The sequence below is a fragment of the Microbacterium sp. CH-015 genome, assembly GCF_049707015.1.
In the GTDB taxonomy this organism is placed as follows: domain Bacteria; phylum Actinomycetota; class Actinomycetes; order Actinomycetales; family Microbacteriaceae; genus Microbacterium; species Microbacterium aurum.
In genome coordinates, this window is record NZ_JBNAFJ010000002.1 from 212,174 (window position 1) to 233,336 (window position 21,163).

A 21,163-nucleotide genomic window follows, 5' to 3' on the forward strand; every position below is an offset into this window, starting at 1 on the left:
TCCCGGCTCGAGAAACCATGCCAGGCGTGGTTTCTCAGCGCGCGAGTGGTTTCTCGGCGGCGGCGAGGGCCAGCTGTGCGGTGACGAGGTCTGCCAGGCGCGCGGCGCCTGGGCGACTCAGGACGACCGTGTAGTGGTTGAACCCCGGCCACGCGACGTGCTCGACCGCCGGGTACCGGGCGAGGAGGGCCGCCAGGTGCGTGGGTGGGTACAGGCCGGGCGTCTCGTTCTGCAGCCCGCGCGGCACCGTCACGAGCACGGTCGGCACCCCAAGGGCGTCGAGCGCCTCCGTCACGGTGGGCCGCGTGTTCATGTCAACCGTGTCTTCGACCGTCGTGGCGTAGCTCGTCGCCGGGCGCAGCGCCGCCTCGCCGTCGGCGACGGGCACCAGGTCGTACGCGAGGTAGCGTTCGAGCTCGGGCGACCAGTCCGCCGCGAAGGCCGGGTGCTCGCGCCAGAAGCGCAGGTACGCGGCCGTGTCGGCGAACCTCATCGACAGGCGCGCCGCGGTGGGACCGAGGATCGCCGCGACCAGGTCGTCGGGCGCGAGGTCGGCGGGTGCGGCGAGCGGCAGGCCGCCGTCGACGAGCACGAGGCGCCGGACGAGGGCGGGATGCCGATGCGCGAGGACCACGGCGACGAACGCGCCCATCGAGTGGGCGACGACCAGGGCGGGCACGATATCGAGGTGGGCGCACACGGCGGCCAGGTCGTCGGCGTGCGCCGCCATGCCCGCGGGCCCCGCGAGCGCGTTGCTCTGCCCGCGTCCGCGCAGGTCGGGAGCGACGATGCGCACGCCCGGCAGCTCCTCGGCGAGCAGCTGCCACGCCAGGTGCGAGGAGGTGACGCCGTGCACGGCGAGGATCGTCGGCGCGTCGGGGGCGGCATCCCACACGCCCACCCGCAGCACGCCGCCGGCGACGGGGACCTCGACGGCTCGCGCGGTGCGGGCCGTCATCGCGCCGTCCACCCGCCGTCCATCGTGTAGCTCGCGCCGGTGACCATCCCGGCGTGGTCGGAGACGAGCCAGCCGGCCAGCGAGGCCACCTCCGCAGGCTCGATCAGCCGCTTCACGACGGTCTCGGTGAGCATGATCTTCTCGACCACCTCCGACGCATCGATGCCGTGGAGCTTCGCCTGGTCGGCGATCTGCTTCTCGACGAGCGGCGTGCGCACGTACGCCGGGTTGATGCAGTTGCTGGTGACGCCGTGCGGGCCGCCCTCGAGCGCCGTCACCTTCGACAGCCCCTCCAACGCGTGCTTGGCGCTGACGTACGCGGATTTGAACGCGCTCGCCCGCAGCCCGTGCGCGCTGGAGATGTTGACGATGCGCCCCCACCCGCGCTCGTACATGCCGGGGAGGACAGCGCGGATGAGCAGGAAGGGAGACTCGACCATGAGCCGGTGCATGAACCGCCAGCGATCGGGATCGAACTCCTGGATCGGGGCGACCGTCTGCACCCCGGCGTTGTTGACGAGGATGTCGGCGTGCAGGTGGAGATCCTCCTGCGCGGCGGTGTCGGAGAGGTCGACCACCCACGCTTCGCCGCCGATGTCGGATGCCGCGGCCTGCGCCGCGTCGCCGTTGAAGTCCGCCACCACGACGTGCGCGCCGCGACCGGCGAACTCCTGTGCACACGCGAGGCCGATGCCGCTGGCCCCGCCCGTCACGATCGCCCGCTTGCCGGCGAGATCCTGCTCAATCATGGGTTCCTCCCTTTCCGTTCGTCGCCGTCAGCGCGTTGCGGATGAACCGCATCATGCTGTCGATCACGTCGTCGCCGATCTCGGCCGGCGGTCGGCCGTCGCCGTCGCGCTCCCAGAGGAGGTAGCGCATGCCGATGAGCTCGCCGGCGCCCATGAGCGCCCAGGCGGTGACCTCCGGATCGAGCGCCGCGTCGACGTCGCCGTCGGCCTGTGCCGCACGCAGCCCCGCCTCATACCCCTCGACGATGCGGGTGTAGTGCAGCCGCAGCATCTCCGGCGACACGAACTCCGCCTCCCGCACGACCCGGTACAGGGCCGGGTGGGCCGCGGTGAAGCGGAAGAACCCCTCGAATCCGGCGCGCTCAGCGTCGATGCGGTTGGTCGATCCGGCCATCGCCTCGGCCATCGAATGCCGCACGCGCCGGTTGAGGTCGACGACCAGCTCCTCGAAGACCTGCTGCTTGCTGTCGAAGTAGAGGTAGAACGTGCCGAGTCCGATCCCGGCGCGCTCGGTGATCTTCACGATCGACGCCTCGTGGTATCCGAGATCGGCGAAGACCTCCTCCGCCGCCTCGAGCAGCTTGCGCCTCGTCGCCTCGCCGCGCTTGGTGAGCGGCTTGCCGGTCGCCGACAGCGCGGCGCCGGGCTCGGCCACCGCGCTGCGTCCGAATGTCTCAGCTGTGCTCATGCGCGGTTCCCTCCACCAGGCGTGCGGCACGCTCTCGCAGGCGCGAGCGTGCCAGTTTCTCGATCGTCGACCGCGGCAGGTCATCGACGAAGACGACGCGCACGGGAACCTTGAATCCGGCCAGTTCCGACCGCGCGTGAGCGAGGACCTCGTCCTCGCCGAGCAGCGCGCCCTCGACCCTGACCACGAACGCGACGCCCCGCTCGCCCCACACGTCATCGGGCACGCCGACGACGGCGGCCTGCGCGACGGCGGGATGCAGTTCGAGCGCGCGTTCCACCTCGGCGGGCGCGACGTTCTCCCCGCCGGAGATGAAGATGTCCTTCAGACGGTCGACGATGCGGTACACGCCGTCGCCGTCGCGGTGCACGATGTCTCCGGTGCGGAGCCACTCCCCCTGACGCACCCGCGCCGACGCGGCCGCATCGTGGAGGTAGCCCGCGAAGACGCTCGGCCCCCGCACCCACAGCTCACCCGTCGCCTCACCGTCGAGCACGAGGCCGGTGTCGGGGTCGGCGACGCAGACGTCCACGTGCGGGTAGGGGCGGCCCACGGCTCCCGGATGCCGGGTGGATTCCGATGGCGGCAGGCACAGCACGTTGGGTGCCGCCTCGGTCAGGCCGTAGCCCTGCGTGAGAGGCACGCCGGCCGCGGCCCAGCGCGCCGCGAGGTCCGGCGGGATCGTCGCACCGCCCACGAGCGCGTGACGCAGCATCGCACCGGCGACGTCGGCGAACGCGGGGTCGTCGGCCAGCAGCCGATACTGGGTGGGAACGCCCATCATGGCCGTCACCCGCCGGTCGACGAGCAGTTGCAGAATGCGCTGCGGCTGGAAGGAGCGCTCCAGCACGACCGTGGCGCCGACCCACCAGGCGAGCAGCGGCTGGCAGTTCCAGCCCGCGACGTGGAACTGCGGCAGCATCGCCAGCACGACGTCCTCACCGGTGAGCTGCACCGCACCCGCGAGGGCGAGGTTGTTCCAGAAGCAGTTGGCGTGGGTGAGCACGACGCCTTTGGGGGCCGACTCGCTGCCGGACGTGTAGATGATCAGCAGCGGGTCGTCGTCGCGCACACCACGCACCGGCGCCGGGTCTCCCGGGCGGGACGGCACTGCCGCCTCGATGCCGGTCGTCCCGAGCAGTGCCATCGCAGGCGGCGTCACCACGCGCCGCAGCGCCTCGGTCGCCGTGCCGATGTACTCGTCCTCGACGAGCACGAGAACGGGTGAGGACTGCGTGAGGACCTCGCTCAGCTCCCGGGAGGACAGTCGCCACGAGAGGGGCACGAAGGCGATTCCGGTCTTGGCGCACGCGAAGAACGCCACGACGTGGTCGATCGAGTTACCGGAGATCGTCGCGATGCGGTCTCCCGGGCCGTACCCGGCGCGGCGGAGCGACAGGCCGAGCTCGCGCGCCCGGTCGTCGAGGTCGGCATACCCGATGCGGACCCCGCGATCGTCGATCGCGGTGTGATCCGGCGCGCTCGCCGCGCGATCGGTGAGCCAGCGCCCGAGCGTGTGCGGCGCGTCCGCGCCGAGCGCGACGCCGTCGCCGGTCGGGCCGCTCATCCGCGCACCCCCGCCGGCTGCGGCTCGCCCGTCGCGGGGTCCGCGGCATCCTGCGCCTCGGTGAGCTGCCGCAGCTGCGACCGAGTGCGCTCGCCACGACGCCGGCGCACCCACGCGTCGATCGTGCCGGCGATGCCACCGGGCAGGAACATCACGACGAGGATGAACAGCACCCCCAGGAGGAACAGCGGCTCCGAGAGCGGGATGCGCAGCACGTCGGGAAGCCCCGCGATCGCCTCCGAGCGCGCCAGCACCGTCAGACGCTGGTCGAGGATCGTGTACAGCACACCGCCCACGATCGCACCCCAGCGGAACCCCACGCCACCGAGGACCACCATGACGAGCACGGTGATCGTGAGATCGGCGCCGACGGCGCTCGGCTGGGTGCCCGACTGCAGCAGCATGTACGCGATGCCGGCGAGCGAGGCGCACAGCGCCGCGACGACGAAGACGATGAGCTTCGCGGTGTAGGGGCGCAGGCCCAGCACCTGCACGCGCAGCTCGTTCTCGCGCGCCGCCTGGGCGAGGTGCCCGAGGCGCGACCGGTCGACCCACAGCACCACGAGGTAGACCACGACGAGCACGACGAGCGTGAGCCAGTAGAGGTTCCGGGTGTTCACGACGCCGACCAGCCACTCCGGCACGTGTTCGACGGGCAGTCGCAGGCCCTCCTCGCCGCCGGTGACCGCCTGGTTGCGACGCACGAGCACGGAGCCCGCCTGCGCGAACGCGAGAGTGACCATCGCGAACGGGATGCCGCTGACCCGCATCGAGATCGCCCCGGTGAACGCCGCGATCGCGAGACCGCCGACGAGGGCGATCAAGACGCCCGGCCACAGCGGGACGCCGAAGTACTTCAGGGCCAGTCCCAGCCCGTACGCCCCCGCTCCGAAGTACAGGGCGTGGCCGAACGACAGCATGCCGGAGGTTCCGAGCAGCAGGTTGTACGACAGCGCAAGGGCCGCGAACACCATGCACAGCGACAGCAGCGCGAGCGTCCCCGGCGTGTACGTCGGGCCGGGAAGGATGCCGGGGATCTGGATGTTCAGCAGGGGGAGCACCGCCATCACGACGACGAGCGCGGCGCCGACCGCGAACGGCAGGAAGGCGCCCCGGCGGCCGGGAACGAGGGTGGGGATGCCGGTGGTGACGGTCATGCTTTCCTCCCCATCAGGCCGCGGGGTCGCACCAGCAGGACGACGGCCAGCAGCACGACGACGATGAAGTCCCCGGTCCCGCCGAGGTACACGTTGGCGAACTGCTGCAGGACCGCGACGAGGACCGACGCGATCGCGGCTCCCGTCAAGGACCCGAGGCCGCCGATGACGGTGACGATGAACGCGAAGATCAGCAGCGTGGCACCGAGGTGCGCCGACACGAACGTCGTGTAGTGCATCGCCAGCACGCCGCCGATGCCGGCGGCGGCGCCGCCGATCGCGAAGACGAGCGTGAAGCTCTTGCGCACGTCGATGCCGAGTGCGGTGACCATCGACCTGTTCTCGACGCCGGCGCGGATGATCATGCCGTAGCGGGTCTTCCCGAGGAACAGCACGAGCGCGACGAGCACGGCCGCTGCCGCCAGCATGAGCACCCAGTACGTGTTCGGGATGCGGGCGCCGAGCACCTCGGTCGTGCCCTTGAGCCATGCGGGACCGGAGATGTTGACGGCATCCGTCCCCCAGATCCCCTCGAACAGCGCCACCGCTGCGAAGGAGAGACCGACCGTGACGAGGACCTGCTCGATGTGCCGCTCGTACAGCGGCCGGATGAGGATCAGCTCGGTGAGCGTCGCGAAGATCGCGCCGACGGCGGCGCCGACGAGGATCGACACGAGGAACGATCCCCAGGATGCCGTGCCGAGCGCCTGTGCGACCTGCCACCCGACGAAGGCGCTCAGGGTGAGGAAGGCGCCGTGGGCGAAGTTCAGCACGTGCATGAGGCCGTAGATGAGGCTGAGGCCGGACGCGACGAGGAAGTAGAGGGCGCCGAGACCGACGCCGGTGAGGATGATGAGGACGATGCTGCTCATGCCGACGCGCTCCGCTCGCTCTGCGCCTTGCCCGGGTGGGAGGCGCCCGGGTGGGTCTCGGCGCTGACGCCCAGCAGGCGCGTGGTCAGCGCCTCGTCGTCGAGGATCTCCCGGGCGCTGCCGGTGTGCACGACGCGACCGCCCGCGATGACGACGGCGTCGTCGGCGAGGCGGCGCACCACCTCGAGGTTCTGCTCGACGAGGAGAATCGGGACGACCTTGGCCGCTTCGGCGAGGGCGTCGGCGACCTGGCTGACGATCTTCGGCGCAAGACCCTTCGTCGGCTCGTCGACGAGAAGGATGCGGTTCTCGTTGAGGAGCGCCCGCGCGACCGAGACCATCTGCTGCTGGCCGCCGGAGAGCGTGCCCGCCAGCTGCCCGCGCCGCGCGACGAGGTCGGGGAAGAGCTCCGCGACGAACTCGCGCCGCGGCGAGCGGTCGCGTTCGGCCAGGGCGAGGTTCTCGGCGACCGTGAGACCGGCGAAGACCTCGCGGTCCTCGGGCACATAGCCGACGCCGCGCTGCACGATGCGATGGGTCGGCAGGGTGTCGATCCGCTCCCCCGCGAGGGTCACTTCGCCCTGCCGGTGGATGAGGCCGAGGATGCCGCGCAGGGTCGAGGTCTTGCCGACGCCGTTGCGACCGAGGACCGCGGTGATCCCGGTGGGTGCGACCGACAGCGAGACGTCCTCGACCACCTGCTGCCCTGCGATCGACGCGGACAGGTGCGACACGGTGAGGATCGGGGCGCTCATGCGGCCGCCGTCCCGAGGTACGCGCTCTGCACGAGGGGGTCGGCCATGATGCGCTCCGGGGTGTCGAACGCGATGATCGAGCCGGCGTACATGACGGCGACCTTCGCCACGAGACCCATGAGGACGTCGATGTGGTGCTCGACCATGAGCACCGTGCACTGCGTGTCGCGCTGCATGTCGCGGATGTTCGCCACGAGGCCCGGCACATCTCCCGACGCCACGCCGGCCATCGGCTCGTCGAGCAGCACGACCTCGGCATCCGTCGCGAGAAGCACCGCGATCTCGAGCTTGCGCTTGTCGCCGTGCGAGATGTCGCCGGCGGCGGTGTCGAGCTTGTGCGTCAGACCGACTTTGACGAGCTGCGCGAGGGCGAGCTCGGTCGCCGGGTCGCTGCGACGCGGAAAGCGCAGCAGCGAGTAGTTGCCGCCCAGGCGTGCCTGGGCCGCCAGTCGGACGTTCTCCAGCACGCTCAGGCGAGGGAACAGGCTGGAGGTCTGGAACGTGCGCCCCAGTCCCGCCCGCGCCCGCTGGGGCACGGACGAGCGGGTGATGTCGTCGCCGTTCATCAGGATGCGGCCCGCGGTGGGACGGGCGACTCCGGAGATCACGTTGAACAACGTGGTCTTGCCGGCGCCGTTCGGCCCGATCACGCCGACGATGCTGCCGGGCGCGATGTCGAGGTCGACATCCTTCAGGATGGTGGCTCCGCCGATCTGCAGGCCGAGGCCTTCGATCTTCAGCGCGGACGGGACTGGGGTGCTCATGGGGTGTTCCTTCGGCGGTCCGGCTTACTGCTCTGCCGGTGCGACCTCGTCGGCCGGGACGGTGTCCACGAGCTCCGGGACGAAGCTGCCGCCCTCGGCGACGAGCTTCACCTGGTACATGTCCTGGATCAGCGCGTGGTCGCTCGCCCGGACCGTGAGGGTGCCCTTGGGCCCGTCGAACTCGAAGCCCTCGAGGGCGGCCACCATCGCGTCGACGTCGCCCTTGCCCTCGCCGATCGCGTGGACGAGCATGATCGCCGCGTTGAAGCCGTCGGGCGTGAACAGGTCGGGGGTGCCGCCGGCGGCTTCGACCGCGTCGATCATCGCGGTGTTGACGTCGTTGTCGGGGGCTCCGGGGAAGTAGTAGTTCAAGAAGCTGATCTTCTCCGAGGCCTCGCCGTACGCACCGAACGTCGCGGCATCGCCGAGACCGGTGACGACCGGAACCGCGTCGAGCACGCCCTGCTGGCTCATCGCCTGCCACATCGCTCCCGAGGTCGCTCCGGCCCACGCGACGAAGACGAGGTCGGGGGTGCCGGCGAGCACCTGCTGGGCGAACGGCGTGAACTCGGTGACGTCTTCCGCGACGAGCACGCTGTTCACCGTTGCGCCCTTGGCGCCGAGGATCGCCTTGACGGCGGCCTCGTTGCCCTGGCCGAAGGCGTTGTTCTGCGCGAACACCGTCACCGTCTTGCCCTCCAGGTCGCCGAGGAACGTGCCAGCGGTGGCGACGTCCTGCGCGGACTGCCGCCCACTGCGGAAGGTATAGCCGTTGATGCCGGTGAGGGCATCGGCGGCAGCGGGTCCGGAGATGAAGAGGACCTTGTTCTGCCCCGCCTGCTCGGCCATCGCTGCGGCGACGCCCGACGAGGCGCTGCCGGCGAGGATGTTGACGCCGGCGCCGATCAGCTCCTTGGCCGCACCGACCGCGGTGTCGGGGTCGCCGGCATCGTCGCGGTACTCGACCGTGATCTTCGTGCCGTCGACCTCGTTCGTGCCGTCGGTGGCGTAGTCCAGACCGGCCCTGAAGCCGTCGAGATACTGCTTGCCGTAGCCGGCGAGCGGACCGGTCTCGCTCGTGATCACGCCGACGGTGATCTCGGCCGGTCCGGCATCCGCCGTCCCGCCGCCGCTGGGTGCGGCGGACTGAGGTGCGCAACCCGCGAGGGCAAGAGCCGCCGTGGCGACGACGGCGGCCACCAGCGCCGGGGTGGGGAGCAACTTCTTCGTAACCCGCATGTGCGTGCCTTTCACCGTTGGAAGGTAGACCTGAGATGTGATTCAGGTACTGAAAGTCTGTTCAGGTTCGGTCCCCCTGTCAAACAATGAGCGGGCACGGCCGATCACGATCCGGTAACCCCACGTTACATACCTCGGGTATATACTTGCGGTATGCAACACGCCGACGACATCCTGCGTCTCCTCGTCGGCGCGCACGCGCTCACGCGCGTCGCGTCGCTGGAGACCCGAAACGAAGCCCCCGCCGCCCAATGGCGCACCCTCGTTCTCCTGCGCGATCACGGTCCGCAGCGAATCGGCGACCTCGCCGCCCTCAGCCGGGTGACGCAGCCGGGAATGACCCGACTGGTGGCGCAGATGGCGGATGCCGGACTGGTGGACCGCGGCGCCGACGCCACTGATTCGCGTGCCACCGTCGTGTCGGCCACGGACGCGGGCCTCTCCGCGCTCGAAGACTGGCTGCGGGTGCTCAGCGAGGCACTCGCCCCCCGCTTCAGCGACCTGGACGAGAACGAGTGGGAGACGATCCGGCGGGCCGCCGACATCGTCGGCGCGCGGACGCGGACCGCGGAGGTCGCGCGATGAGCGGGGCGAAGGTCAGCGTGTGGCGCCAGCCGGCGCAGGTCTGGGCGGTCGCGTTCGCCTGCGTCATCGCCTTCATGGGCATCGGGCTGGTCGACCCCATCCTGCCGGCCATCGCCGAATCGCTCGAGGCCTCCCCGGTCGAGACGGAACTGCTGTTCACGAGCTACCTCGTCGTGACGGGCCTGGCGATGCTGGTGACGAGCTGGATCTCCTCGCGCATCGGCACCAAGGCGACGCTGCTCACCGGTCTCGCGCTCATCGTGGTCTTCGCGCTGCTGTGCGCACTCTCCGGCAGCGTCGACGCCGTCATCGGGTTCCGCGCCGGCTGGGGACTCGGCAACGCCCTGTTCATCTCCACCGCCCTCGCCACGATCGTCGGCGCCGCCTCCGGCGGCAGCGCGGCGGCGATCATCCTGTACGAGGCCGCCCTCGGGCTCGGCATCGCGATCGGGCCGCTCCTCGGCGGCATCCTCGGTGAGATCAGCTGGCGCGGACCGTTCTTCGGTGTCGTCGCGCTCATGGCGATCGCCTTCATCGCCGTCATGGTGCTGCTGCGCGGTGGCGAGGAGAAGCGCACACCTGTGCCGCTGTCGGCGCCGTTCCGGGCGCTGCGCCAGCCGGCTCTCGCCGTGCTCGCGATCGCGGCGCTGTTCTACAACGTCGGGTTCTTCGTGCTGCTCGCCTTCTCGCCGTTCCCGCTCGGGTTCGGCGCGATGGGGATCGGCCTGACTTTCTTCGGGTGGGGCGTGGCCCTCGCGGTCACGAGTGTGTGGGTTGCTCCGCTGCTGCTGCGGGGTCTGTCCCGCAGCACCGCGATGCTGATCGTGCTCCCGCTGCTGGCGATCGACCTGCTCGTCGCGGCGCTCGTCGTCGCGAGCCCCGCCGCGCTGGTGACCTGCATCATCGTCGGCGGCCTGCTGCTCGGCCTCATGAACACGATCCTCACCGAGTCGGTCATGGAGGCCACCGACCTGCCGCGGTCGGTCGCATCGTCGGCGTACTCGGCCGTGCGGTTCCTGGGCGGTGCGGCCGCTCCCCGATCGCGGCGGCCCTGTGGCACGCCTTCAACGCATCGGTGCCGTTCGTCTTCGCCGCGGTATCGGTGCTCGTCTCGGCGGCGACGATCCTGTTTGGGCGCCGCGCGCTGGCGCGGATCGACGCGCACGAGGCGGATGCCGCGGAGGAAGCCGCCGCCGTGCTCGTCGGCGACGCGGCGTAGCGGAGCGCTCCGCGCGGCCTTCATCCGGCGCATCCTTCATCCGACGCGGATCGTCGCCATCAGCGGCGATGTCCGCCATCTGCGTCGGACGAACGCCCGCCCGGCGCCGGTGCCGCACAGCAAAACGCCCCTCCCGACGAGTGTCGGGAGGGGCGTTTCCTGGTGGTGCACCCCCTGGGACTCGAACCCAGAACCCACTGATTAAGAGTCAGTTGCTCTGCCGATTGAGCTAGAGGTGCGTTCCGTGGCCGCCGCTTTCGCAGGGGCGAACCGAGGAGCAACGTTACCATCCCGATGCGGTTCATCGCGAATCGAGCATGCCGTGCCACGTATCCTTGACCATGTGACCTCCCCCGCTGCGACACCCTCCTGGAGTGCGCCCTTCGACGGCGATCTGTCCGATGATCTCGCGCTCGCACTGCAGATGGCCGACGCGGCGGATGCCGTCTCGATGGCACGCTTCGATGCCGCCGATCTCGACGTCCAGCTGAAGGCCGACGCCTCGCACGTCACGGAGGCGGATCTCGCCACCGAGCGGGCGATCCGCGGCATCCTCGCCGCGGAGCGCCCCGCCGACGGCATCCTCGGCGAGGAGTACGGCACGAGCGGTGACAGCGCGCGGCAGTGGATCATCGACCCCATCGACGGCACCGCGAACTACCTCAAGGGCATCCCCATGTGGACGACGCTGATCGCCCTCGCGATCGACGGTGTTCCTCGCGTCGGCGTCGCGAGCCAGCCGGCGCTCGGACGCCGCTGGTGGGCGGCGACGGGCCTCGGCGCGTGGACGAACACGCCGGAGGGCGATCCGCGACGCCTGGCGGTGTCGACAGTGTCGACGATCGCGGAGTCGAGCGTCAGCTTCCAGTCGATCGCCCAGTGGGACGAGGTGGGCCGCAGCGAGGACCTGCTCCGCCTCAGCCGTGCCGTCTGGCGCGACCGCGGCTACGGCGACACCTGGCCGTACATGCTGCTGGCCGAGGGGCGCCTAGAGTTCGTCGCCGAGTTCGGCGTCAAGGAGTACGACATCGCCGCCCTCGTCCCGATCGTCCATGAGGCCGGCGGACGGTTCTCCGACATCGACGGCTCAGACAGCATCGCGTCGCGGTCGTCGCTGGCGACCAACAGCATCCTGCACGACGACTTCCTCACCCTGCTCTCCTCCCCCGCCACCACGAACTGAGAACGCCACATGACGACTTCCCGCCGCCTGTCCCTCACCGCCGCCCTCGGCGCCGCTGTCCTGCTGCCGGTCCTGCTCACCGGCTGCGGGGGCGGCAGCGCGCAGCCGGCGCCCACCGCGACCGGCAACGCGGTCTCACCGACCGCCGCGGTGACCACCGCCGCTCCGACCCCGAGCGCCACGGCCACGGCGGGCGCGGCGGAGGCGTCGTGCGAAGACCTCATCGGCAGCGACATCCTCGCCGACCTGAAGGCGCAGAACTGGACCTACAAGGAGGATGTCTTCGCGGTCGCGGGTGAGACGCTCGAGGGCGGCATCACGTGCACGTGGGCGGACTACTCCGTCGCGTCGGGCAATCTGCTGCTGTTCGGCTGGGCGCCGATCACGGCGGAGGAGGCGGATGCCGCGGTCAGCCGTCTGGAGTCGCAGGGGTGGACCCGCGAGGAGGCCGCCGAGGGCTACTACGTTACGGAGGACGCCACGCAGTCTCCCACGACCGACGAGGACGGCTACGGCATGACGTACGAGTTCGGCGACGGCTGGGTGACGGTGGCCGACACCAAGCAGGGGCTTCTGCTGATCCAGCGCCCCGCGAGCTGAGGACGACCGGAACGGCGAAGGCCCCGGCATCCGTCGCACATCGTGCGGGATGCCGGGGCCTTCGCCTGGTGACAGCGGCTGGTGGAAACCCTGGGAACTTACTCGAATCTCAGGGGTGGCGTAACCCCGGCGTTGGCTGATCGAGGGCGCCCGCCGGTTCCAGGCACCTACGGGGAATCGAAACGGGAAGGCCCTCCAGGAACGGGCAAACCGGCTGTCGGACGCCGAGATTGCGGCGCTCGTCGAGGCGTACACGCAGGGGGCATCGGTCTACGAGCTCGGGCGCCGTTTCGGCATCCATCGCACGACCGTTTCGGAACACCTCCACAGGGAGGGTGTCCCGACGCGGACGGTCAGGCGGGCGATCCTGAGTGACGAGGAACGCGAGCGCGCCGTGGATGCCGGTCGGTCAGGTATGTCGGTCAAGCGCATCGCTGCCTTGGTCGGTGCGACGGAACGCGTCGTAGCGCGCACGCTTGATGATGCGGGGGTCGCACGCCGTACGCACGCATCAGCGAAGGGAGTCCCCGTGTGACCTTGGTCTCTTCTCCGATACTCAGTCTTTGGGTCGCCCAGAGAGTCGAGGCCGGGCGATTTGCCGCGTCGAGATGATGGCCAGGATTACACACATGGCGAGGATGATCCATGCTGCGGGCCAGCCGATCGCTGGCTCGCTGCTGCAGGTACTGATCGCAGATGATTCCGCTGGGGCGTCGATGCACTGCCCACGCCATACCCCGAACGCCAGCAGCGCTGCGCCGACTGCGCTGACGAGAAGGATGATCCCCGGCCACCGTCGCGCCCTCTGCCTTTCGATGGCCTTCATCATGACTTCCTCTCCGGACTCCGGGTTCATCGCTAGACGCCGCCGGCGCCGAGATTCATGGCACCAGCCACGGTGACGGTCAGAGTTTCCCGCAACTCTGCGCGGGCACGCTGGTAGCGGGCGCGGGCGGTGGAGGATGAGACGCCGATGACCTCGGCGGCCTCGGCGGCCTCGGCGGCCTCGGCGACGGTCAGCCCGTCCCAGTGGATGAGGCGTACGATTTCCGCCAGCTCCGCGGAGAGATTGTTGATCGCGTCTCGCACCTCGATGCCCTCGTCCGAGGGCGGTGAGGCCTGGTCTGCCCGGTCCAGGATGCTCCGTACCCGGTCGGCGAGCGCGTGGCGGCGGCGCTGCCCTCGCTGGTGGTTGAGATAGGTGTAGTGAGCGATGGTGAACAGCCACTTCCGTGCACCCTCGTCGTCGAAGGGGAGGTCGCTAACGCCCCGCCGGGCCGTCAGCCCGGTCTCGGCCAGCAGGTCGGCGGCGTCTTCCGGTTCGCTGACGCGGCGGCGGAAATAGCGCAGCAGGTCCAGCGACTCCCGGCGGAGTGCCGCGATCAGCCGCTGGCTCTGCGGGTCGGTGGTCACCGCATGACTCCGCCGCATACGCTCTCCGTGCCGTAGGCGATCCCGGACAGCCCGCGGGCACTCACCTCGGCATTGATTACCTCAGCGACGGCGTACTCGACCGCAGCCGCGTGCAGCTCGTCGGCGTCCATGATCTCTTCGGGTCGCATATCCCGCGAGGTCAGCGTGCCATCGTCGTCGAGGTGGGCGGCGAAGAACAGTCAGACGCAGCTATGCGAAAGACTGGAGACCCGACCTCATCGACTGAACGAGAGGACACTGGCATGACGGCGTCCCACGACTCGGCCCAGACGGTCGTATTCCTGCACGGCATCGGTGTCGGCCCGGAGTCCTGGGATGCCCAGGTTGCGGCGCTTCCCGAGGGCTTCACCGGCATCGCGCCGCGTCTGGCGGGGCTCCGCGACGGGGAACCGTCGTTCTCGGTGGAGCGGGCGTCGACCGCCGTGCTCGCGCTGCTGGATGAGCAGGGCGTCGAGCGGGCGCATCTGTGCGGCCTGTCGCTCGGCGCGGTCGTCGCCACCCGCGTCGCCATCGACCATCCCGATCGTGTCGCCTCCGTGTTGCTCTCGAGCGGTCAGGTGCATCCGAACCCGGTGCTCATGAAGCTCCAAAACGCCATCATCCGACTCCTGCCGACTCGGCTGGCCGCGCCAGAGGGCATGAACAAGACGACGATGCTCAGCATCCTCCGATCGCTTGCCACGCTCGACCTGCGCCCTGAGCTCGGCCAGATCACCGCGCCGACCCTCGTCCTGTGCGGCGCGAAGGATGCCCCGAACCTCGCGGCCGCCCGTACGCTCGCGGCAGGAATCCAGAACGCCGAGCTGCAGATCGTGCCCGGCGCGGGGCACGAGTGGAACACCCGGCTCCCCACCGAGTTCTCTACCCGTCTCAACACGTTCCTGGAGACAATATCCTCGTGAGCGCCTCAACCGACAATCCAAGCCCCCAGCTGCGCGGTCGCCGCGCCGTGCTGCTCTGGGCAGTCGGTATCGGCCTGGGCGGTGCGCTCACGGCCGCGATCATCGCGGCCACAGCCGCTAACAGCCACATTCCACCTACGTCTCCGCTCGGAGCAGTGGAGTACACCCTCGAGCCGACCATCCCGCCGGACCTCCGCCTGGTCGACGAAGCGACCGAGGAACTCGCCTACGACCCGATCGACTTGGCGACCACCGAGTGGATGAATGCCCTGCAGCACGCGATCGCGAACGACCCGAACTTCGGCACCGTCGCCATCTCACCCGACCGCACCACCGTGACCATCACCTGGCACGGGCAGCCCAACGCCACCCTCACCACGCAGATCGCTGCCGCACCGGACGGTCTCACCGTCGTCATCCAGGAGGCCGCGTTCCAGCCCGGTGAGCTGCAGGCCCTCATCGGCCTGCCCGACCTGATCCCGGGGCTGCGCGTCACGATGGGCGGGATGGAGAATGACGGCTCGGGCCTGCGCATCGGCATCTGGGAACTCCCCGACGGGTTGACCGAGGACGACGTCGCCCAGGAGCTCGCCGCAGCCATCGGCCGGCCGGACGTACCCATCACCGTCGAAGTCGCGCAAATCGTCCCCGCGAGCTGATGACCATCGCGACCCGAACCCGCGTGACCGCCGCAAAGGCTGGCCGCCGCTGGATGCTCGCCGCCGCTCTGCTGATTGGCACCATCGGACTCAGCGCCTGCAGTCCCTTCAATCTGGCCTGTCCCGCGATCGGGTGGATCAACGCGCTGACAATCCAGCTCGACGGAGATGTCTCCGAGGTGGCCGACGTTCAGCTCTGCATCGACGACGCCTGCGTACCCACAGAGGACGGCGCAGTGCCTGATGAACTGGCTCAAGTTGCCCTGGATCCCCAAGACGGCAACAGCGACGAGTGGGTCTTCACAACCGGGATGAGCACCCCGGCGGCATTCACCGTGCGCGTGCTCGCAGCGGACGGATCGATCCTCACCGACGCCGCGGTCACACCGGAATGGATACGTGGCGGCGGAAGCGAGCAGTGCGGTGGCCCCGGAGACGCCACCGTGACCGTTCATCTGTAGCCCAAGCGCGACGGCGAGACCCGATCCCGCGTCGGTGACCGGCGCTACGGTGCGTGCAGAGAGAAGGAGCCTGTCATGACCGAGCCCGCCACCGAGCCGGAGATCAGCACACGCCTGCTGCCGCCTGCAACGAGACGCAAGAGCGAACCGCCCAGGTGGGAGGTGCGGCTCGGGCCGACGATCATCGGGTGGATCGAAGCCCGCAGGATCGGCGGCGCCTCTGCCACGTTCTACTTCGCCTACGGCCTCATTCCCGGCACCGGCGAGACCGTAAACCTGGAAAGCAACATCGAGTTCGACGAGCGCGTCGATCTGCTACGCCGCTTCCACGCCGACCCGATGGTCGCCGAGCAGCATCTGAACCTGGGCTACAGCGGAGACCGTCCTCAGTCCTGACCCGGAGGGTGAAAATCAACTCGACGGGCGTGTTGCACTGCTCTGGCAAGAGATCGCCGCCGCGCGATCTGGGCGAGGTTGTCTTCCTCTGTGCTCCGATCCTGAGTGACGCCGCCCACGCGAGCCCCGGACCTCAAAGCAGGGTTGGGCGCCCGCCGTTCGCTTCCTCTGCGAGAACGGCAGCGGTGCACGTGAGGGAGTCTGGAGGTTGCACGCCAAAGCTCCACAGCTATGGATTGGGATGCTCGGTCGACAGCCAAGTCGTAGTTCACGTCGGCTCCGCGAGAGGAGACACGCATCGTGTAGTCACCCGCGTCGACGCCCAGCCAGGGAGTGTCCAGTCCAGGGATCTGCGTCGCTCCCGCGATCGTCGCGTTCTGCTCCAGCTCCACAGGAAGCTCAACGACGTCTTCCCACTCACTCGCCGGGGGCTGGGGCGCCACATCGAGCACTCGGACTTCCATGTCGACAGGCCCCATCATGACGCCGGTGATGAGCGCGGGGGTCGGTACGCCCGTGTACAGGCACTCGACCCCCGCGCCCGCGGGGAACGCAGGCACGATGAACCCGATCAGCTCAAGGCGATGGAACTCAGCCCAAGGAGAGAATGCCAGGTTCACAATGCCCACTCTCTACAGGATGATGTCGACGTAGTACGCGTCACCGTCAATGATGCGGTAAGGCGACAGGAGCAACGAGTTCAGCAAGCTGCCGGCTGTGGAGTTCTCCGTCTCGTCGATCATGCACACGCTGTAGCCCAGGGCACCCGTCGACGGCGGGCCGCTGAGGGTCACCCCGCACCACGATTGCGTTCTCGGGCCACCTCCGCTCAGCGCTGCGCCCTCGTACGTCGAAGCGAACGGATACTCGTCACAGGACTTGCCAGTCGGCCTCGGCAAACTGCTGGGGCACGCCGTGTTCCTGTTGGCCGCGATCGCTGTCGGGTCCGTCAGTCGGTGCAGCGGTGTCGCTGAGCCAGGCAGGCCGCTGAGTTGCGCACCATAGACGTGTGTTCCGAACTCCGGGAACACAGCGGCGTCGTATTCGATGTACGGCGCCACGAACGGCACGACGCAGCCGGCCACAGCCCTGCCGGGCGTCGCGTGGTCACAGCGAGTCTCGGGCGCGTTTCGCAGGAGCGTCGCTGGCGTCGGAGCCGAGGGTGCCTTGAAGGACAAGATCCAGTTCGTCGTGGATGACCCGACTTGGCCCGCGGTGCCCAGCCACTCGTAGTAGGACTCGCCGTCCGCGGTCGCGTGTGCGACCGGCGTCTGTACCGGGAACGTCGAGCTGACGGGGGTGCAGTTGCCGATGCAGCTCGCCGTGCCCGAGATCTGCGTTCCCGCAGCGGTGCCGGTGATGACGGTGGGTGAGACCTGCATCTGGTTCGCCCACGTCGTGGCGCTGGTCGACGTGTAGATGTAGTTATACATCAGGAAGTTCATCGTTCCCGTGACGGGTCCGGGAACACCGTTGACAATCTGATGCACGGTGAGCTGGCCGTCGAAGATCCCGCACATTGCGGTGCGAGTCGCCCAGAAGGTGTTCGCCACTCCGAGGTCGAGGCACCAGCTGGGGACGCCGACGATCGCCTTCGCCTGCGGCCCGCCCTCGTTCTGCGCCGGCGGCGCTCCTGCGCCGATCGTTATACAGATCGCCTCCGCCTTGCTGACCGTCTGACAGGACTCGTCAGACTCGGATGATCTCGCGGCATCCACAGGCACGGCTACGGGCGTGTCGACGACCGACACCCCCTCTGCGTCGATAGCTTCCGAGACTGCGGGTGGTGACGTCTGCTGCGCCACGGCAGCTGTAGACCCCAGGAATCCGGTACTCATGAGCGCCGCGCAGAGTGCGCTCAGCACAAGAGTCCTGAGACGACTTGATGAACTGTCCTTCTTCATAGTGTTCTCCGATGATCGTAGGAAATCTGGGTCTGATTCGGCTCGATGGCGTGGCAGCGTGCACCTCCCTTCGTTTCACGGTTCGACAGGTCGGCCATGGTTGGCGGCGAGCACGGCATGGGCTCGAGCGTCGACTGGTCCTGACACCTGGATCATGCGTAGCCCGAGTTCGGCTGGAGCGGAGCTGAGGAGGTCGCCGCTGAACTTCCGATACTCGTCACTGACAGGACGATGCCCGTCCGCCGCCATCGGGAACTCGACCGGGAGGTGCACGATGAGGTCGTAGGAGCGCGCCGCGTGGTCGCGGAACACTCGCCCCATCCACGCCATCACGCCGTCGAATGCTTCCCGGTCAGCCGTCGAGGCATCCCGGATGCGGTCGTCCCCGGGATGGATGCCGAGCGTGCGCCGCGCCAGCCCGTACGCCCACTCGTTCAGCGTCGAGCCGTCGGACACGAAGTGCTCGCCGCTGGCGGCTTCGGTGGCGACGCGTTCCTCGAAACGTCGCATGCCGAGCTCCATCAGCTCATAGGGCGTGCAGTCGGTAAGGGCCTTGCCGTCCATGTGCTCGTGGAGAAAATCGCGCATGCCTCTCGCGCCCACCAACGGGACGCCCATCCGCTCCGACAACACCCGCGCGAGGGTCGTCTTCCCGGTTCCGTAGGTGCCGGAGATCGCGATTTTCATGCGAGAGTGACCCGTGCTCGGTCGGCCGCGGGAAGAAGGTGCGCGAGCCTGAAGCTGATTTCCACGCTCGCGAACTTGCCGACGAGGTCCGCTGTCCTCCAGCGAGAGGAATCGCGTTCGATCAGAGACGTGCGCTCGACGACGACCCGACACGAGCCGCCCGCGTCGTCGCCAGGCGGACTCGCGCGAACGAACCGCGCCCGCCGCAACCACAGCGTGTCGGTCTCGGCACGGTCGAGCCCGTCGAGTGAATATATCGCCACCTGTCCAACCTGGGCGCAGAACACCAGCGCATCCAGCATGGATGCCTTCTCGTTGTAGGCGAGGTCGATGCCCGGGCGGATGCCGGCTGCCATCGTCGGCGCCTGCGCCAGCGCTGTCGCCTCGAAGATGATGCCGTCCTGAGCGGATACGACGCCGAGGCGGCGCTGGACCGCGCGGAACACGCCCCCGAAGTACGTCTCCCCAGCTGGCATCTGATGCTCTGCGTGCGGAGCCGTCCGGAGCTGACCGAGGCCGATCCGCACCTTGAACGCCCCGAGAACTACGACGCCGTTCCACCCAGCGTCGCCAGCAGTCGGCCGGTCGACGTCGAGACGCACCGGCATGTGCGTCAGCTCCGTTGTCGGGTGCGCCCCGGGGATGAGGTCGCAGGATCGAATCCGTGCCGATCCGAGATCAACCGGATCACCCAAGCCGCCCCGGCTCAGGTAGTCCTCGACGATCGAGACGGCAAGCGCCATCGCGTCAACGGATGCGAGGTGCGGCAGCTGGACGGCGCCGTTCTTCTCCGACCAGTTCGTCGGGTAAAGCACGCTTGCGGAATAGTCGGCCCCGTCGGCTCGAAGTCTTCGCAGCGTGTGCGAGTGTCGGACCCGCGAGTATCCGTTCCCGAAGAAGCGCCCACGGGCGGCACCCAGCTGGCTCTCGATTGTCTCCTCAGCCATCCGTGCCTCTCCCTTGTCCAGACGCCCATGTCTCGACGAGTCCCGCAGTCACAGTCAGGGTAGCCCCGACAATCCTGGAAATAAACCTTGTTCGCCGTTTCTTGTGTCGCTAGGCTAGCTTGGATGCGCGCGTTGATACCCTGATGCAAGAGCCAGTAACGCGAGGGAGGGTGCGGCGAGTGCCGAGAGAGCCGAAACAGGAGCGAGCTGTCGCGACACGCAAGGCGCTCGTCGACTCGGCCGGCCGCGTGTTCGCTGACAAGCATTACTCGGCGGCGACCCTGGCCGACGTGCTCACCGCCGCAGGGGTCAGTCAAGGCTCGCTCTACTTCCATTTCCGCAACAAGCACGACCTTGCGCTCGCGGTCATCGCCGCACAGGGCAACGCGATGCAGTCGGTGCGTGAAGATGTCCTCCTCCGCGCCAGCGGACCCATCGACGCGCTCGAGCGCACTGCGGAGGCAGTTGCCGCGCTGATCTCCAAGTCTCCCGTCGTTCAAGGCGGCCTGCGCCTACTGATCCAGTCACGCGACGAGTTCCCCGAGGTCACGGTCGATCCGTACGAGCTGTGGCTTTCATTCGCCGCAGCACGGTTCGCAGACGCGAAAGCCCAGGGCATGTTGCGCCCGGGCGTGGATCCCGCAGACGCGGGCTGGCTCTTCGTCTCCGCCTTCATGGGCGCCAAGGAGATACTGAGCTACCACCGTAACTGGGCTGACTTGCCGCGCCGAGCCGGAGCCAACGCGGCCCTTGTTCTCTCCGCAGTGCTGGGGTCGCTCGCCTACGACCAGGAGCCATCGATCCAGGCCTGACGATCCCACCCCTCGCGTCAGCCAGAAGCACCGCTCGCCCTTCGTTCGGGCTACTCTTGAAAACATACAGCGTCCGCCGTATTCTGAGCGCGACGCGGATCACGCGCCATCAAAACAAGGAGGTTGACGATGAGATTGAAGTCGAAGATCGCGCTCACCACCGCTCTCGCGATCGGAGCGGTCGGCCTGGTCGCCGCGCCCGCATCGGCGGCAGGGCACTGTGACAGCGGCTACAGCAACTGCTACAAGTTCTGGGAAGAGTGGGCGGGATCGCAGCACCACGGCAAGGTTCAGATCAAGGCGTCGGTGAACGACGGCGGACGCCACTCGAAGCAGGGATACATCCGGTTCATCAGGAACGCCGGCCCGGCCATCGACACCGGACGCATGTACACGTCGACGGCGACGAGTCCGTCCGACACGACGGTTCGCACTCGCCAGGAGTGGGTCTGGGATTCGCCACTGTGGGGCGACGAGTACACGACGTACAGCTACTACGGGTTCATCTGGTGGTAGCAGAAATGGCGTGTGCATGGGGCGCCTCATGCACACGCCCCTTCGCCGTTCACCGACGACAGGCGCCACGCCGCCGCGGTCGTGCCGCAACGCAAGCGAAGAAGCAGGT

General features: G+C 68.8%; 24 protein-coding genes, 1 tRNA gene and 1 pseudogene. 11 read left to right on the top strand and 15 right to left on the bottom strand.

The features are described from left to right. Positions 1–34 precede the first annotated feature (34 nt). Genes ACPYN4_RS05765 through ACPYN4_RS05805 form a run of 9 tightly spaced genes read right to left on the bottom strand, consistent with a single transcriptional unit; the run spans position 35 to position 8,749 of the window. The gene (locus tag ACPYN4_RS05765) at positions 35–958 is read right to left on the bottom strand and encodes an alpha/beta hydrolase (protein ID WP_315549016.1); all 924 of its coding nucleotides are present in this window, start codon (positions 956–958) and stop codon (positions 35–37) included. Beyond that, positions 955–1,707, bottom strand: a complete 753-nt coding sequence (locus tag ACPYN4_RS05770) for a 3-hydroxybutyrate dehydrogenase (RefSeq protein ID WP_239280588.1) — start codon at positions 1,705–1,707, stop codon at positions 955–957. Before ACPYN4_RS05770 ends, ACPYN4_RS05765 begins: the two co-directional genes overlap by 4 nt. After that, entirely contained in the window at positions 1,700–2,395 is a 696-nt protein-coding gene (locus ACPYN4_RS05775; protein ID WP_239280586.1) for a TetR/AcrR family transcriptional regulator, read from the bottom strand. The genes ACPYN4_RS05770 and ACPYN4_RS05775 overlap by 8 nt, the downstream gene beginning before the upstream one ends. Beyond that, positions 2,382–3,962 (bottom strand): class I adenylate-forming enzyme family protein, encoded by a 1,581-nt coding sequence (locus ACPYN4_RS05780; RefSeq protein WP_239280585.1) that lies wholly within the window; start codon positions 3,960–3,962, stop codon positions 2,382–2,384. The genes ACPYN4_RS05775 and ACPYN4_RS05780 overlap by 14 nt, the downstream gene beginning before the upstream one ends. Next, positions 3,959–5,119: a branched-chain amino acid ABC transporter permease gene (locus tag ACPYN4_RS05785; RefSeq protein ID WP_239280584.1), complete on the bottom strand. Its 1,161-nt coding sequence runs from the start codon at positions 5,117–5,119 to the stop codon at positions 3,959–3,961. The genes ACPYN4_RS05780 and ACPYN4_RS05785 overlap by 4 nt, the downstream gene beginning before the upstream one ends. Continuing rightward, positions 5,116–5,991: a branched-chain amino acid ABC transporter permease gene (locus ACPYN4_RS05790; RefSeq protein WP_239280583.1), complete on the bottom strand. Its 876-nt coding sequence runs from the start codon at positions 5,989–5,991 to the stop codon at positions 5,116–5,118. The genes ACPYN4_RS05785 and ACPYN4_RS05790 overlap by 4 nt, the downstream gene beginning before the upstream one ends. Next, positions 5,988–6,746: an ABC transporter ATP-binding protein gene (locus ACPYN4_RS05795; RefSeq protein ID WP_076690516.1), complete on the bottom strand. Its 759-nt coding sequence runs from the start codon at positions 6,744–6,746 to the stop codon at positions 5,988–5,990. Before ACPYN4_RS05795 ends, ACPYN4_RS05790 begins: the two co-directional genes overlap by 4 nt. After that, entirely contained in the window at positions 6,743–7,510 is a 768-nt protein-coding gene (locus ACPYN4_RS05800; RefSeq protein ID WP_076690515.1) for an ABC transporter ATP-binding protein, read from the bottom strand. The genes ACPYN4_RS05795 and ACPYN4_RS05800 overlap by 4 nt, the downstream gene beginning before the upstream one ends. A gap of 24 nt (positions 7,511–7,534) precedes the next feature. Further along, entirely contained in the window at positions 7,535–8,749 is a 1,215-nt protein-coding gene (locus ACPYN4_RS05805) for a substrate-binding domain-containing protein (protein ID WP_424445934.1), read from the bottom strand. Between the two features lie 153 nt (positions 8,750–8,902). On the opposite strand from ACPYN4_RS05805, the gene ACPYN4_RS05810 reads away from it, so the two are divergent. Both ACPYN4_RS05810 and ACPYN4_RS05815 read left to right on the top strand, forming a co-directional pair. Continuing rightward, the gene (locus tag ACPYN4_RS05810) at positions 8,903–9,334 is read left to right on the top strand and encodes a MarR family winged helix-turn-helix transcriptional regulator (RefSeq protein WP_239280579.1); all 432 of its coding nucleotides are present in this window, start codon (positions 8,903–8,905) and stop codon (positions 9,332–9,334) included. After that, positions 9,331–10,553, top strand: a pseudogene (locus ACPYN4_RS05815) (MFS transporter). Before ACPYN4_RS05810 ends, ACPYN4_RS05815 begins: the two are co-directional and overlap by 4 nt. A gap of 163 nt (positions 10,554–10,716) precedes the next feature. Here the strand turns inward: ACPYN4_RS05815 and ACPYN4_RS05820 are convergent. After that, positions 10,717–10,792: transfer RNA gene (locus tag ACPYN4_RS05820), tRNA-Lys, on the bottom strand. A 104-nt stretch (positions 10,793–10,896) separates the two neighbouring features. Between ACPYN4_RS05820 and ACPYN4_RS05825 the strand changes: the two genes are divergently transcribed. From ACPYN4_RS05825 to ACPYN4_RS05835, 3 genes are all read left to right on the top strand, one after another. Next, entirely contained in the window at positions 10,897–11,736 is an 840-nt protein-coding gene (locus tag ACPYN4_RS05825; RefSeq protein WP_281652664.1) for an inositol monophosphatase family protein, read from the top strand. Positions 11,737–11,745: 9 nt separating this feature from the next. Continuing rightward, complete coding sequence (locus ACPYN4_RS05830) at positions 11,746–12,336, top strand: nitrate ABC transporter substrate-binding protein (RefSeq protein WP_281652665.1); 591 nt, start codon at positions 11,746–11,748, stop codon at positions 12,334–12,336. Positions 12,337–12,550: 214 nt separating this feature from the next. Continuing rightward, positions 12,551–12,871 (top strand): hypothetical protein, encoded by a 321-nt coding sequence (locus tag ACPYN4_RS05835; protein ID WP_424445935.1) that lies wholly within the window; start codon positions 12,551–12,553, stop codon positions 12,869–12,871. Positions 12,872–13,194: 323 nt separating this feature from the next. Here the strand turns inward: ACPYN4_RS05835 and ACPYN4_RS05840 are convergent, their stop codons facing one another. After that, entirely contained in the window at positions 13,195–13,749 is a 555-nt protein-coding gene (locus ACPYN4_RS05840) for an RNA polymerase sigma factor (RefSeq protein ID WP_424445856.1), read from the bottom strand. Next, positions 13,746–13,880 (bottom strand): hypothetical protein, encoded by a 135-nt coding sequence (locus ACPYN4_RS05845; protein ID WP_424445857.1) that lies wholly within the window; start codon positions 13,878–13,880, stop codon positions 13,746–13,748. The genes ACPYN4_RS05840 and ACPYN4_RS05845 overlap by 4 nt, the downstream gene beginning before the upstream one ends. Before the next feature lie 132 nt (positions 13,881–14,012). Between ACPYN4_RS05845 and ACPYN4_RS05850 the strand changes: the two genes are divergently transcribed. From ACPYN4_RS05850 to ACPYN4_RS05865, 4 genes are all read left to right on the top strand, one after another. Beyond that, positions 14,013–14,672, top strand: a complete 660-nt coding sequence (locus ACPYN4_RS05850) for an alpha/beta fold hydrolase (RefSeq protein ID WP_424445858.1) — start codon at positions 14,013–14,015, stop codon at positions 14,670–14,672. Beyond that, positions 14,669–15,331 (top strand): hypothetical protein, encoded by a 663-nt coding sequence (locus ACPYN4_RS05855; RefSeq protein WP_424445859.1) that lies wholly within the window; start codon positions 14,669–14,671, stop codon positions 15,329–15,331. The genes ACPYN4_RS05850 and ACPYN4_RS05855 overlap by 4 nt, the downstream gene beginning before the upstream one ends. Beyond that, entirely contained in the window at positions 15,331–15,792 is a 462-nt protein-coding gene (locus ACPYN4_RS05860) for a hypothetical protein (protein ID WP_424445861.1), read from the top strand. Before ACPYN4_RS05855 ends, ACPYN4_RS05860 begins: the two co-directional genes overlap by 1 nt. Positions 15,793–15,867: 75 nt before the next feature. Next, on the top strand, positions 15,868–16,188 hold the full coding sequence (locus tag ACPYN4_RS05865; protein WP_424445862.1) for a hypothetical protein: 321 nt from the start codon (positions 15,868–15,870) through the stop codon (positions 16,186–16,188). Positions 16,189–16,820: 632 nt separating this feature from the next. Here the strand turns inward: ACPYN4_RS05865 and ACPYN4_RS05870 are convergent. From ACPYN4_RS05870 to ACPYN4_RS05880, 3 genes are all read right to left on the bottom strand, one after another. Further along, positions 16,821–18,092, bottom strand: coding sequence for a NucA/NucB deoxyribonuclease domain-containing protein (locus ACPYN4_RS05870; RefSeq protein WP_424445864.1), 1,272 nt, complete (start codon positions 18,090–18,092; stop codon positions 16,821–16,823). A 75-nt stretch (positions 18,093–18,167) separates the two neighbouring features. After that, positions 18,168–18,779: an ATP-binding protein gene (locus tag ACPYN4_RS05875; RefSeq protein WP_424445865.1), complete on the bottom strand. Its 612-nt coding sequence runs from the start codon at positions 18,777–18,779 to the stop codon at positions 18,168–18,170. Further along, a complete protein-coding gene (locus ACPYN4_RS05880) occupies positions 18,776–19,726 on the bottom strand; it encodes an AvrD family protein (RefSeq protein WP_424445866.1) in 951 nt (316 codons plus the stop codon). Before ACPYN4_RS05880 ends, ACPYN4_RS05875 begins: the two co-directional genes overlap by 4 nt. A gap of 179 nt (positions 19,727–19,905) precedes the next feature. Here ACPYN4_RS05880 and ACPYN4_RS05885 point away from each other — a divergent pair, with 179 nt between their 5' ends. Further along, positions 19,906–20,538 carry a TetR family transcriptional regulator gene (locus ACPYN4_RS05885; RefSeq protein ID WP_424445867.1) on the top strand — a complete coding sequence of 211 codons (633 nt, stop codon included), beginning with the start codon at positions 19,906–19,908 and terminating at the stop codon, positions 20,536–20,538. Positions 20,539–20,667: 129 nt separating this feature from the next. Further along, on the top strand, positions 20,668–21,054 hold the full coding sequence (locus ACPYN4_RS05890; protein ID WP_424445868.1) for a hypothetical protein: 387 nt from the start codon (positions 20,668–20,670) through the stop codon (positions 21,052–21,054). The last annotated feature ends 109 nt before the right edge of the window (positions 21,055–21,163 follow it).

What these genes read in the sequence shown, in the direction of transcription:
- ACPYN4_RS05765 (WP_315549016.1), bottom strand. Translation starts at nt 958, where the DNA reads ATGACGGCCCGCACCGCGCGAGCCGTCGAGGTCCCCGTCGCCGGCGGC.
- ACPYN4_RS05770 (WP_239280588.1), bottom strand. Translation starts at nt 1,707, where the DNA reads ATGATTGAGCAGGATCTCGCCGGCAAGCGGGCGATCGTGACGGGCGGG.
- ACPYN4_RS05775 (WP_239280586.1), bottom strand. Translation starts at nt 2,395, where the DNA reads ATGAGCACAGCTGAGACATTCGGACGCAGCGCGGTGGCCGAGCCCGGC.
- ACPYN4_RS05780 (WP_239280585.1), bottom strand. Translation starts at nt 3,962, where the DNA reads ATGAGCGGCCCGACCGGCGACGGCGTCGCGCTCGGCGCGGACGCGCCG.
- ACPYN4_RS05785 (WP_239280584.1), bottom strand. Translation starts at nt 5,119, where the DNA reads ATGACCGTCACCACCGGCATCCCCACCCTCGTTCCCGGCCGCCGGGGC.
- ACPYN4_RS05790 (WP_239280583.1), bottom strand. Translation starts at nt 5,991, where the DNA reads ATGAGCAGCATCGTCCTCATCATCCTCACCGGCGTCGGTCTCGGCGCC.
- ACPYN4_RS05795 (WP_076690516.1), bottom strand. Translation starts at nt 6,746, where the DNA reads ATGAGCGCCCCGATCCTCACCGTGTCGCACCTGTCCGCGTCGATCGCA.
- ACPYN4_RS05800 (WP_076690515.1), bottom strand. Translation starts at nt 7,510, where the DNA reads ATGAGCACCCCAGTCCCGTCCGCGCTGAAGATCGAAGGCCTCGGCCTG.
- ACPYN4_RS05805 (WP_424445934.1), bottom strand. Translation starts at nt 8,749, where the DNA reads ATGCGGGTTACGAAGAAGTTGCTCCCCACCCCGGCGCTGGTGGCCGCC.
- ACPYN4_RS05810 (WP_239280579.1), top strand. Translation starts at nt 8,903, where the DNA reads ATGCAACACGCCGACGACATCCTGCGTCTCCTCGTCGGCGCGCACGCG.
- ACPYN4_RS05830 (WP_281652665.1), top strand. Translation starts at nt 11,746, where the DNA reads ATGACGACTTCCCGCCGCCTGTCCCTCACCGCCGCCCTCGGCGCCGCT.
- ACPYN4_RS05845 (WP_424445857.1), bottom strand. Translation starts at nt 13,880, where the DNA reads ATGGACGCCGACGAGCTGCACGCGGCTGCGGTCGAGTACGCCGTCGCT.
- ACPYN4_RS05850 (WP_424445858.1), top strand. Translation starts at nt 14,013, where the DNA reads ATGACGGCGTCCCACGACTCGGCCCAGACGGTCGTATTCCTGCACGGC.
- ACPYN4_RS05860 (WP_424445861.1), top strand. Translation starts at nt 15,331, where the DNA reads ATGACCATCGCGACCCGAACCCGCGTGACCGCCGCAAAGGCTGGCCGC.
- ACPYN4_RS05865 (WP_424445862.1), top strand. Translation starts at nt 15,868, where the DNA reads ATGACCGAGCCCGCCACCGAGCCGGAGATCAGCACACGCCTGCTGCCG.
- ACPYN4_RS05870 (WP_424445864.1), bottom strand. Translation starts at nt 18,092, where the DNA reads ATGAAGAAGGACAGTTCATCAAGTCGTCTCAGGACTCTTGTGCTGAGC.
- ACPYN4_RS05875 (WP_424445865.1), bottom strand. Translation starts at nt 18,779, where the DNA reads ATGAAAATCGCGATCTCCGGCACCTACGGAACCGGGAAGACGACCCTC.
- ACPYN4_RS05880 (WP_424445866.1), bottom strand. Translation starts at nt 19,726, where the DNA reads ATGGCTGAGGAGACAATCGAGAGCCAGCTGGGTGCCGCCCGTGGGCGC.
- ACPYN4_RS05890 (WP_424445868.1), top strand. Translation starts at nt 20,668, where the DNA reads ATGAGATTGAAGTCGAAGATCGCGCTCACCACCGCTCTCGCGATCGGA.